This is a genomic window from Methanothermobacter wolfeii, from assembly GCF_025397995.1.
GTDB lineage: Archaea > Methanobacteriota > Methanobacteria > Methanobacteriales > Methanothermobacteraceae > Methanothermobacter > Methanothermobacter wolfei.
Window position 1 is genome coordinate 810,648 of the sequence record NZ_CP104550.1, and the last position, 11,780, is coordinate 822,427.

An 11,780-nucleotide genomic window follows, 5' to 3' on the forward strand; every position below is an offset into this window, starting at 1 on the left:
TTCATCCCCCCTTCCTCACCGTGTCACCCTCCATTACAAGGTCTCCGCGGGCGAGCATATCATCGATGACCCTCCTTATACCTGCAGAGGTCTTCCTGCTGGTGTTCCTGAACCCGAACATCCTCGCAACCCTGACGGTCAGCTCATCCACCGTTAATGGTGATTTAAGGGCCATTTTAACAGCTTCCTCGATCTCAGCAGGGGATATGAGGTTAATATCAATCCTCCCGGTCCTCTTCCTCACGGTGATGGGGGTTGACTCCCTGAGGAAGAGGAAGTCACCCTCCCTCTTGATGTTCCCGTTGTTCTCAGCCATCTCGATGGCGGATCCTATTATACTCCTCACCCTCCTTCCAGCCCTTCTGAGACCGCATGACTCCCTTATCCTCCTTATAACCTCCTCAACATGTACAGGGGCCTCCATGGCCACTATCTCACTCACAATGGATGAGATGGCAGGTGTTGAGCTCCTGTAGAGGTCATCGGGTTCCCTGAGTTTATCTGTAGTGTATTCCATGTAGCCTGTTACACCATCATCCATGGAGGGCCTCACGGCACCTGCCTCAGGGTCGTCCTGACTCACGGAGCCCTCATGATCAGACTCATCATTCTGAACCACACCACCTTCGGCTTCCATGTCCATGGTTTCCTCCCGTGCTTCATCTTCATGAGCCTCTTCCTGGATTAAATCCTGATCATCAGGGGTCCTGGCCTTCCGCTCCACGGTGATGATCTCCTCAATGGTCCCCCTGAGTTTGCGACGGGTCTCCTCAGGGTTCCGGTACCAGTCCGATGACCAGAGGTGGACTATGTTCCAGCCAAGGTTGCGGAGTATCTCCTCCCTGAGCCTGTCACGGTCCCTTGCAACACTGGACCTGCTGTACATCTCACCATCAGTGAGTATGCCTGCAATGTATCTCCCATCATCATCAGGATCCCTGATGGCAAAGTCAACCCTGAACCCTGCGCATCCAACGCCCCTGTCAACCTCAAGGCCCTCCTCTGTGAGGAATTCATACACTGAGTCCTCGAAGAGTCCCTGGGCATCAGCGTATGATTCATCGGATTCAAGGACCCTTGTCTCGGCGTACCTCAGGAACCTCTTAAGGGCCCTCACACCGAAGGGTGTTCCTGGGCCTGTTTTAAGGTCGGATGAACGGAAGTTGGTGAAGACAACGCACTTCTCACGAGCCCTTGTTATAAGGACGTTGAGCCTACGCTCACCACCATCCTGGTTCAGTGGCCCGAAGTTGAGGGATATGCGTCCGTTCTCATCGAAACCGTAACCTATACTTATGAATATAACGTCCCTCTCATCACCCTGTATCGTCTCAAGGTTCTTTATGAAGAAGGGTTCCTCCATCTCCCCGTTTATTATCCTTTCAAGTTCAGGGTTCTCCCTCAGGCGGGCCTCAAGGGCCTCGAGGATGGCGTTCATCTGGGCAACCGAGAAGGTGCCCACACCAAGGCTCCTGGTGTTACCGTACCTCATGAAATGCTCCTCTATGGCATCGACAACGGCACTGGCCTCCATGGGATTGGATGAGGTCCTGCCCCTCTCATAGACCGTTTCAGGGAGGTACCTGAGGTGCAGTCCCAGTTCCTCATCATCCCTTGCAGGTGATGGATACGCCAGGAGCCTGTTATCATAGAACTCCTGGTTCGAGACCGCTATAAGGGACTCGTGGCGACTCCTGTAGTGCCACATGAGCATCCTCACAGGGAAACTCCTCTTGCAGAGGTGCAGTATGCTCTCAATATCAGCCGCGCTTGCCACGTCCTCAGAGTCCTCCTCAGAGGACACCATCTGGTCAAAAAAACTTGTTGGGGGGAGCTGATTCGTATCACCCATAACAACGGCCGTCCTGGCCCTCAGAAATGCGCCGAGGGCGTCCTCTGGTTTGACCTGTGAGGCCTCATCGAATATGACCACGTCAAACTGGAGTTCGCTGCTCCTGGGGTCAAGGTACTGGGCAATGGAAAGGGGGCTCATCATGAAGCACGGCTTTATCCTCTTTATAACACCCCCCGCCCTTTTAAGGAGTTTCCTGAGGGGCATGTGCCCCCTTTTACGTGTGAATTCACCGCTCAGGATGCTCTCCTCTGAATCAGGGGCGGCCCCCCCAAAGACTCCTGGCATGGACCTGGTGAGTTTATAAATGAGCCTCTTCCTGTTCAGTTCAATGATCCTGGAGTCAAGCTCCCTGAACTCCCTTATCCTGGCCTCATGGAGGTCTCCGATGAAGGTGTAGAGGACGGGTATCTCCCTGAAGGCCTTCTCAAGGAGGGCGTCTGCAAGGTTGCCCTCCATTGCCGGCCTGATGTCCTCAAGGCCTATTATACCCGATTCAATGAGGGGTATGAATGCAGCGCCCCTGGTCTTCATGCAGAGCCTCTTCTTCTCAAGGTACTGGGACCAGAGGGGGAGTATGCTGATCTTATCCTCCCACTCCCCTATTATGGTCTTCCAGCGGGTGAAGGGGACATCATCAGGGTCCATGTTGAATATGACATGGGCGTGGGTGTTTATGGCTGACTGGAGTCTTTCAAGCTTCTCTTGGAGCCTTTCATGGATGCCCCTGATCTCCTCAAGCTCACCCAGGAGTTCATCCCGCTCTATGCCCTCTGATATGGCCTCAAGGGTCCTTTCGGTTATAAGGCCCTCTGAGTGGAGGTCCCTGAACCTCACGATCCATTCTGCGGTGGCCCTTAAATCATCTATCCGGGGGTTTTCTGGCTGCCACATGGACCCGAAGAACTTCTCAGCAACTTCACCGTAACGTTCAAGTTCCTCCCTGAGCTTCAGGACATCTATAAGGGTTTCAAGGTCCTCGATGATCTCATAATCATTTTCAGGGGCCTTCCCTATGTAAAGGGCGTCTATCTGATTCTTAACCTTCCTGTACCTTCCGCTGAGGAATTTTATACGGCTTGATGACTCATTGAGGTACTCCCTGAGGAGGGATTCGATGTCCGCCTCATGGACCGATTCATGGAATCCATCAAGCACAGCCCTCTTCCGGGTGTAGTCCTCAAGCTTATCAAGGAGCGTGAAGGCATCCGCCCTGTAACGGTCCCAGAGCTCTGTCCTGAGGACCTCCAGATCAAAGGGTCTTGAATCAGCGACAACGGATGCTATCTCCTCAAGTATCCTGAGCTCCCCTGAAGTCCTCACCCTTTTAAAGCCATACTTCTCCTGGAAGACATCCAGGGCCCCCAGGAGTTCATCAACGGTCCTCACCACCGAGTCAAAGAGGATTTCAAGTTCCCTCACATCAGAGGGGAGTATCATACCGGGATCAGTCCCGGACCAGGGGTTCTCGGGGAGTGGTGGTAGGAGTTCTGCAAGCTTTGCAAGGTTCTGGAGTTCTATGAGTGCCTCATCCCATTCATCTGGGGTTATGGTCTCGGGTGAGGGTATCCTTACGAAGGGGAGCTCATCAAAGTGCCTCTCGGCCTTCTCCTTCATCCCGAAGAGCTGGAAGGGGGATAGGCCTATACCGTAGAGGGGTTCATGCAGGGCCCTCCTGTACTCATTCAGCTCATCCCTCAGCTTCTCTATCCTCCTGAACTCCCTCTCAGCCTCCACCCTCTCTGCCTCGGCATCCATGAGGGTGCTCTCAAGTTCATTCAGAACATCCTTCTTCCGGGCCTTATGGGAGTGGAGTTCAAGGCAGAACCTCCCAAGGCCGATGCTGTCAAGCCGGCTCTTCACAACCTCAAGGGCAGCCATCTTCTCACTGACAAAGAGGACGGTCTTACCGGCTGCCATGAGCTCCGCTATCAGGTTCACAATGGTCTGGGACTTACCGGTCCCCGGGGGTCCCTCAACAACAAGGTTCTTACCTGCCTTAACATCCTCTATAACCGCTATCTGGGATGAATCCGCATCAACAACATGGTAGAGGTCCCTGTAGGGTATCTCATCGATATTAACCTCGTTCTCGTCACGGTCTATCTCAAGGGAGAAGAGTGACCTCAGGAGGGGCCTCTCTATGATCTCATCCCAGTTGGAATAGGATGAAGGGTCAAGGTCCATGTACATGAGGAACTTTGTGAAGGAGAAGAAACCAAGCTGGACATCATCCGTCACACACCAGCCCTCCATGGATTCCACCGAGGACTCAACATCCTCAAGGTACCCCTTAACGCCCTCAATGTCAGATGGCATTCGGAATTCAGGTAGCTCCACACCCTCCTCCCTCAGCCTGGCCTGGAGAGACATGTTTGTTATGATCTCACTGCCATCCCATTTCACGGTGAAGGTGGAACCGGCCCTCCTCCTCTCAAGGAGCACCGGTACGAGGATGAGGGGGGCCTTCCTGATGTCTGGTTCATCAGGGGTCCTCCACTCAAGGAACCCCAGGGCAAGGTAGAGGATGTTGTAGCCCTGCTCCTGTATCATGGTCCTGGCCCTCTGGTTAATGTAGAAGAGCCTCCTCTGGAGTTCAGAGCCTGTTAGGTCCGTCTGGAGTACGTTATCATCGGGTTGATGATGTGCCTGGTGCCCCTCCTCCTGGGGGATGCCATCTGCATCTTCCTCACTGGAGGGGTACTCCCAGAGTTCCTCCTCACCACAGTCCTCAGGCGCCTCGGGCCTTGGAGCGAATTTCATCTTCCTCTCGTTCAGGACAAGGTAACCGTAGATGTGGGATGGGTCGTGGTTTACAACCTCAATTGTCCTTGACCTTGGCCTGAAATTCAGGAGCTGATTCCTCATTGTGAGGTCAAGGAGTTTCTCCCTTAAACGCTCAAATTCTCTTTCAATTATCTCCTTTGCCGGGGACTCCATCTTCAATTCTCCCTCTTAAAAAACTTTGATCCACCCTTTAACTATAATAAACTTACGTGCTTCTAATCTATACCCCCAGACTTATATCCTTTCACCATACCCTGCACCTCAATCTGGTGAGGTTATCCTGGACATCCTGTGGAATATGATGGCAAGGATTATGCTCACCGACCATATAACCGCTGCGATTATGGTGTCGTTCATTGGAAGGTCAATCACCATGTCAATGATATCCATGATCCTTGTGATGCTGAAAAGGAGCATCGAAAATGCCAGGAGCCTTATCATACTGGTGCTATCCTTCAATTTAGACAGAAAGAGTCCAAGGGAAGCCTCACGGAACCTGAGGATGTTCATGAGCGTCCTCAGTGAGAAGTAGAACACCATTAAAGGGGGGACAAGTATCAGCCATTTCAGCCACATCATCTCCCGGGCACCCCCATAACCGATGAGAGAAGCATAAGCCCTGCCAGAAGGAAGAAGGCGTTCAGGTTAAGGAATGATTCAACAACAGATTCCTTCTGCCCTGTTATGAATGATAGACCCACAAGGACTGTGAAGACGGATGCAATGAAGAAGAAGACGAATACGAGGACCGATGACCGGCTCCTGAGGAATATCATTGACATTGCCATCTCCCCCTCCCTGAGTTCATCCAGTATACGGAGGCAAGCATAGATTAGTAGGACCCCCATCACGAGTCCAGCTATCCTGTTCAAAGCCACGAGGATGTCCATAAAAACACCACGATTATTATGTTCATGACCTTATTTATCCTTTGAGGTGAGCTGGAGGTTAAGGGCTGAGAGTATGCCTGCAAGGCTCACTATATCCTCCCTATTATGCTCAACAACAGGTACCAGGGGACCAGGATTCCCGGTTGAAAGGTAGGCTGAATAGTACTCTGGGATGTCCATTGTCTCAGCCCATTCACCGACCCATTCAGGTTGAAAGGTAGGCTGAATAGTACTCTGGGACAATGGCTCCGGGAACATCAAGGTCCCGATCCACCCCGAGGACGTGCTTTTCCACCGTGCAGAGTCTGCAGTCCGGCAGCAGAGCCCCCCACCTGCGCCTGGAGACATGGTAAAGGTCAACGTTAATATTGTCAAGGTTCCTGTTAAGTCCATGAATCCTCAGCCTTCTATGGATGTAGGGAATGTCAAAACTCGCCCCATTGAAGGTTACAAGGACATCATCATCCCTGACCGAATCAAGGAGTTCAAATACTCCAGGTTCATCCTCAGGGGAAACAGCAAGCCTCTGCTTAACCACCATGGACCCCCCATCAATCCACCCCATCCCAAGGAGTATAACAGGTTCATCTGAAAGGCCGAGTGTTTCAATGTCAAGGAACACAAGCCTCCTCTCATCCATGAGGTTCAGGCACCTCAGAATGTAGGGATGGTATGATGGGAGATTAAGGTGGTCCCTGAGGCCCCGGAGATCACCTTCAAGGAGGAGATCATGGACCCTGACAGCATCGACGCCGTAGACCGGGTGGGAGCGGAGGTCCTCAAGGGTCCGGTAACCTTCACTTCTCAGTTTAGATGCCCTCTTTCCTCCAACCCCCCTTACAAGTTCAAGGTCCCCCATGAGGTCATCAGGGGGGCTGACCCTCCTGAACTCAATCTCCACCTCCTCTGTTATCTCCAGTGCTGTGTAGTCACCGCAGTCAACCAGGGAGCCAGCAAGGGCCTCCTCAGGGGCTATGCCACTGTACTCCATTATCAGTTCATCCATTAGACAGTGCCAGATCAGCAGCACCCCCTGACATAATACCAGCGCCCACAAAAAACCCTGTGCAGAGTACCGGATCATCGGCACCCCCTGAAGACCATAAACACATCATGAGTATCCGTATCATGTAGCCCTCCTTATCCTCTCATGGAAGTATTCGGCCATCTCAGCCTCCCCCTGCTCCCTCAGGATGGCCCCCATCAGGTAACAGGCCCCCGGGTCACCGGGCTTCTCCTCAAGGATTTCATGGAGCCTCAGTTTGGCATCAGAGAACATTCCCTCAGTGTACAGCCTTGCAACCTCCTGGAAGGGGTCCTCCCCATGCTCTGCTTCAGCATCCTCCACGGGACCCCCCGCAAGGGACCTCAGGTGCTCCAGTATCCTGACAGTAGCCCCCTTATGGAGCGGTGAATTATCATTACCACACTTTGGTGAATAGATGCAGGAGGGACATCCGTCACGGCACCCGCACCCGGATACATGCCCCAGGGTTGAAGCAAGGAGGTCCTCGAAGACCGACATGGCCTTCTCTGAGAGCCCAATACCCCCCTCAAACCCGTCATATATGAATATGGTGGGGGCTCCTGTGTCAGGGTGCTCAGGGGTCGAAAGCCCACCTATATCCATCCGATCACAGAGGACATGGAGCGGGAAGAGTGCTATGATAGCATGCTCCGCACCATGAAGGCCCCCCTCAAAGGCGTCATCCTCATTAAATAAGACCTCAACTTCACTCCTGAGGGAGGATGGTACAGTGAACCAGAGGGCCCTGGTCCTGAACCTCAAGGGCGGAAGGTCCAGTTCCCTCCTCCCCATGACCCTGCTGTAGCTGATGAGACGGTAGCCTGTGTAGTGCTCCGTGACCTCAACCTCGCCGAAGTTAAGCTGGAGATCATTCAGCATCCTCCTCCTCAGCACCCCTATAACCCTTAGCTCTGTTTCCTTGAGCACAGCCGTATGGTAATCAACATCCTTCCTTCTCACCGTTATCCTCCGCCCCTCAAGGTCAAAGTCCTCAACGATGTAACTGTTACCATGGTTCAGGAGCACAGCCCCCTCATGGGCCTCACGGTAGGCCTGGGACCTGCTGAGGGTCTCAAGCACCCGTCCATCCGCTATAACCGTGAAGGTATCCGATGAGGCATCATTGAGGCCGTGCCTGAAGTGGGGGTCACCGCTGCAGCCGAGGCCATCATAGGATACCTCAAGTTCCCCCTCTTCCATCATGTCCCCAGCGACCCTGACACTGAAATCATAGTCTGAGAAGTCCCTGAGGGTGAGGGGGAGCTCGGAGGCTGCGCAGGCGGTCTGGTTCCTCAGTATGAACCGGTTCTCAAGGTCTATTATGGCGTTCTCATGGGGCCTCTCAAATAGGAAGGAGGGGTTCTTCATAAGGTACTGGTCAAGGGGGTTCTCGAAGGCCACCAGGACAACCATGGAGTCATTCATGTTCCTCCCAGCCCTACCGGCCTGCTGCCAGGTGGATATAAGTGTCCCTGGAAAACCCGATATGATGACGGCATCAAGGGATCCTATATCTATCCCCATCTCAAGGGCGTTTGTTGCTGTAACACCAAGGAGGTCGCCATTCTTGAAGTCCCTTTCTATCTTTCTTCGCTCCTCCGGACGGTAACCTGCCCTGTAGGATGTGACCCTCTCCACAAGTTTACGGTTCTCACTGTCAAGCTGCTGGCGGGTCCAGCGTGTTATAAGCTCCGCCATCTTCCTTGAGACCGTGAAGCAGAGGGTCTGAATGTTCCTCAGGACGAGGAAGGTGAGTATGTTGCTGGTTTCAAGGTGAGCTGATGGTTCACCCCTCTTAAGGTAGGGGTTGTAGAATACAAAGTGCTTGGGACCTGATGGTGAACTGTCCCCTGACACCACATGGAAGTCCAGTCCTGTGAGTTTACGGGCGAACTCCTCAGGGTTTGCGAGGGTTGCGCTTGCAAGTATGAACACCGGACTGGAGCCATAGTATCTGCAGATCCTCCTGAGCCTCCTCATGAGGAAGGCCACGTTGGATCCGAAGACCCCCCGGTACTGGTGGGCCTCATCCACCACCACATATCTGAGGTTCCTGTAGAATCCCCTCCACTGGTGGTGCCATGGGAGTATCCTGTGGAGCTGGTGGGGATTTGTTATCACCATCCTGGAGTTGCTCCTTATCCAGGGCCTCCTCTCCCTCGGGGTGTCACCATCATAGGCTGCAGGGTTGAGTGTGAGTCCAAGTTCCGATTCAAGTCCCTTAAGGACCTTCAGCTGGTCTCTTGAGAGGGCCTTCGCAGGGTAAATGTAGAGGGCTGTTGCCCCAGGATCCTGGCTGAGGGCTTCGAGGATGGGGAGGTTGAATGCAAGGGTCTTTCCTGAGGCTGTGGGTGTTGTTATGAGGACGTTTTCACCCCTCCTTGCAGCCTCAAGGGTCTCCCTCTGGTGCCTGTAGAGCCTTATACCATTCCCCTTAAGATACTCCATGATGTTCTCAGGGAGGTCATCGACGTCAGAGTATTCCGCCTCCCTCGCAGGGATTGTCTCAACATGTTCTATGGCGTCCCTGAACCGCCAGTACTTTGTGAACCTCTCAAGGACCTCTTTAACCATGAGTAAACTCTGATTTTAGTATTATATAATGCTTTTCAGGTGTCCGGCCGCATGGTTTATCTGTGAGTTTTATCAGAATAATACTTAGGGGGTTTAATGGTACATGAGGGGCGCGTAAAACAGATTCAATCATCGGCGGAGTCCATGGACACCGATGATACACTTTAAAGTCTCAGGAGCGGATCATAAATCCCTCCTGGAAATCATAATTAAGGGGTGGTATATTTGAAAAGGTACATTCTAGTGGTCCTCCTTGCTGTGATGGTTGCCGGATGCGTCTCTGATGAATCAGAATTCGATTACACGGGGACCGGCAATGACACACCCTCCATTGAGAACGTCCCTGACAACCAAAGCTCCAGCATCAACTCCACTGACAACTCAACAGATACATCAGGGGTTAAGTATGATGCATCAGGTTACTGCTACCATGTGGTTGACGGTGACACCATCGATGTTGAGGGTGTTGGCAGGATACGATTCGTGGGTGTTAACACTCCGGAGAGGGGGCAGTCAGGATACAGGGAAGCGAAGGACTTTGTAAAATCAAGTTGCCTTGGCAGAACCGTCCAGCTGGACATCGATGATGCCAGGAGACATGATAAGTATGGCAGGGTCCTTGCGGTGGTCTACGTGGATGGAGTGAACCTCAACAGGGAACTCCTGAGAAGGGGATACGCCGAGGTCATGTACATACCGCCATCAGAGTTCAACCCGTATGAGTGGACATGAAGAGTTAATTAAAAGAGGACCCTCTGCTTAATAAGGGCTTCACAGTCAACCATCAGTTAAAGGCTGCTGACTGCTGAACCCGCACCCTTTTCCAGAATTTAATCAGTCCAGAGGGGGACTCCCCATTCAGGAGGCTCCGTCCAGTTATGACTCGAGGTTTGGTTTTACATTGCAATCTCAGATTAAATGTTCATGACTTGTTATCCAGTTATAGAGATCAATGAAGGTATTCATGTATGAGGATCAGCCTCTCTCATAGAAGACCCAACAGGACATTCCAGGGTGGGGTGCTATTTCCCTCTCTATCTACGGTGCACCGGCATATACACCAACAGTATACTATCCTCATCTTTTTAAGAATCTTCAGCGCAGAACATGATCTTTATTGGTTCACACAGGGGTGCCAATGGTCATCCGACAATCCTCAAACTAATTTTCTGATTTGACTCTGCATATATATTAGCTCTTATATTAGTCAAAGATGATTTTAATCATTCTTTTACTCTGATATCAGGGACCTCCTCGGAGAATTCTGGATCTATATATGATATTTGTTTTTTTATGATGCTCCTCATCTTGATTGCTGGTTCAAGGCAGAAAGTTTTGAATTCTTGGTTTTCGATATCTTCGGGGCCTGATACATGCGGAAAAATGAGTTTAAGGTAGGCTGTTGCTAGTTTAATTATGGCCTTTTTATCTCTTGTATCTGCATCCTTTGGTATATATAACATTTTTTCTACGACATTCCTAAATTGAGACTCCATTCTTAGTTCATGTAAAATTTCAGAGAAATATTCAACGTTTAATGCGTAACCCTTTATAATAAGGTCCTCCCTCATCCTTGGAAGCTTCCATCCTTCAATAAACCCATGGAATCTATCTAAAAGGGCGGGATCATTGAAGAACCTATGTAAATTAGTGAAATACTTTTTAGAGATAGGTGTTTTTTCTTCTGTTAGTGGAATGTTTCCAAGAACTATTAGGCCAGAAGATGATTCACCTTTGTAATTAGCAACTGAAAATGTTCCTGATTCTAAATAATTTTTTAAAGCTCCTCGTAGTTCACTTTCGTCCGTAAATTTAATTGTCTCGACTTCATCCATGGCAACAAAATCATAAAGAGTGAGTAAACCTGGTGTTTTCCGGGATATGTCATACAAAAGTTTCGCCCGGCTTACAATACCTCCGCTTATAACCCATCCATACTTGCTTAGATTGTTAAAAACATATGATTTACCAGTCCCCTTTGGAGCCAATTCAAACATATTAAGGTTCGGCTCAACAAAAACCAATAGCCTTGCAATAAACAGCATCTTTTGGGTTAAACTTTCAAAACCTTTAGGATTATACTCCATTGATCTAATTAACAGATCGATCCATTCTTCAATGGTAAACTTTCCTCTTTTTTCTTTAAAGTAATCCAAGTCAACAGAATACGGTTTAAATGATCTGTAATCTGCAATTTCTATAAATCCATTTTTTCCATTATCGGGCGGATTATATGAAAGTTTGACTACCCCCCAAATTTCACCACCCTTTAATTCAGGATACTTTTCAGCGATATAGTTGGGAACCACTCCTTCATTTGAACCGATGCCAAGATCAGGGATTGCGAATTTTAAAATACCGCTTTTTATATCTGGTTCTATTATAATTCTGGCCAGCAGTTTTAGGGATCTAAGATCATTAATTAAAGTGCCCTTTATGTTCTTATTTTTTTGAGCTATATGCTGATCCAAAAAGAACTTTAAACTGTGTTCATCAAGTTTTCCTTCAGTTGTGGTATTCATTTGGATCAACCAGTCCTTGACAAAGGAGGGTAAATTATACCCTGTAAATATACCATACATCTCTGGTTTCTTTAGAACGGACTCCACTGGAAATTCTTCCTTTATTTTGTAGTCTAAAAGTTCCATAC

Annotated in this window: 8 protein-coding genes; 1 reads left to right on the plus strand and 7 read right to left on the minus strand. The window is 50.2% G+C overall.

Annotated features, from left to right (window positions below):
- Nucleotide 1: 1 nt before the first annotated feature.
- From N5910_RS04465 to N5910_RS04490, 6 genes are all read right to left on the minus strand, one after another.
- A complete protein-coding gene (locus tag N5910_RS04465) occupies nt 2-4,792 on the minus strand; it encodes a DUF3320 domain-containing protein (RefSeq protein WP_261599881.1) in 4,791 nt (1,596 codons plus the stop codon).
- A gap of 108 nt (nt 4,793-4,900) precedes the next feature.
- Entirely contained in the window at nt 4,901-5,218 is a 318-nt protein-coding gene (locus N5910_RS04470; RefSeq protein WP_261599848.1) for a hypothetical protein, read from the minus strand.
- The gene (locus tag N5910_RS04475) at nt 5,215-5,529 is read right to left on the minus strand and encodes a hypothetical protein (RefSeq protein WP_261599849.1); all 315 of its coding nucleotides are present in this window, start codon (nt 5,527-5,529) and stop codon (nt 5,215-5,217) included. Before N5910_RS04475 ends, N5910_RS04470 begins: the two co-directional genes overlap by 4 nt.
- Before the next feature lie 30 nt (nt 5,530-5,559).
- Complete coding sequence (locus N5910_RS04480; RefSeq protein ID WP_261599850.1) at nt 5,560-5,709, minus strand: ribonuclease H-like domain-containing protein; 150 nt, start codon at nt 5,707-5,709, stop codon at nt 5,560-5,562.
- Between the two features lie 25 nt (nt 5,710-5,734).
- Entirely contained in the window at nt 5,735-6,535 is an 801-nt protein-coding gene (locus tag N5910_RS04485) for a ribonuclease H-like domain-containing protein (RefSeq protein ID WP_261599851.1), read from the minus strand.
- A 120-nt stretch (nt 6,536-6,655) separates the two neighbouring features.
- Entirely contained in the window at nt 6,656-9,130 is a 2,475-nt protein-coding gene (locus tag N5910_RS04490; RefSeq protein WP_261599852.1) for a DEAD/DEAH box helicase, read from the minus strand.
- 225 nt (nt 9,131-9,355) lie between these two features.
- On the opposite strand from N5910_RS04490, the gene N5910_RS04495 reads away from it, so the two are divergent.
- Nucleotides 9,356-9,862: a thermonuclease family protein gene (locus N5910_RS04495; protein ID WP_238337996.1), complete on the plus strand. Its 507-nt coding sequence runs from the start codon at nt 9,356-9,358 to the stop codon at nt 9,860-9,862.
- A 491-nt stretch (nt 9,863-10,353) separates the two neighbouring features.
- Here N5910_RS04495 and brxL read toward each other — a convergent pair whose 3' ends face one another.
- Nucleotides 10,354-11,778, minus strand: a complete 1,425-nt coding sequence (brxL, locus tag N5910_RS04500) for a BREX system Lon protease-like protein BrxL (protein ID WP_191216536.1) — start codon at nt 11,776-11,778, stop codon at nt 10,354-10,356.
- Between the last annotated feature and the right edge of the window lie 2 nt (nt 11,779-11,780).

Bases quoted from the DNA above. Each gene is read 5' to 3' on its own strand.
- brxL (WP_191216536.1), bottom strand. From the start codon at position 11,778: ATGGAACTTTTAGACTACAAAATAAAGGAAGAATTTCCAGTGGAGTCC.
- N5910_RS04465 (WP_261599881.1), bottom strand. From the start codon at position 4,792: ATGGAGTCCCCGGCAAAGGAGATAATTGAAAGAGAATTTGAGCGTTTA.
- N5910_RS04490 (WP_261599852.1), bottom strand. From the start codon at position 9,130: ATGGTTAAAGAGGTCCTTGAGAGGTTCACAAAGTACTGGCGGTTCAGG.
- N5910_RS04480 (WP_261599850.1), bottom strand. From the start codon at position 5,709: ATGGACATCCCAGAGTACTATTCAGCCTACCTTTCAACCGGGAATCCT.
- N5910_RS04485 (WP_261599851.1), bottom strand. From the start codon at position 6,535: ATGGATGAACTGATAATGGAGTACAGTGGCATAGCCCCTGAGGAGGCC.
- N5910_RS04470 (WP_261599848.1), bottom strand. From the start codon at position 5,218: ATGATGTGGCTGAAATGGCTGATACTTGTCCCCCCTTTAATGGTGTTC.
- N5910_RS04475 (WP_261599849.1), bottom strand. From the start codon at position 5,529: ATGGACATCCTCGTGGCTTTGAACAGGATAGCTGGACTCGTGATGGGG.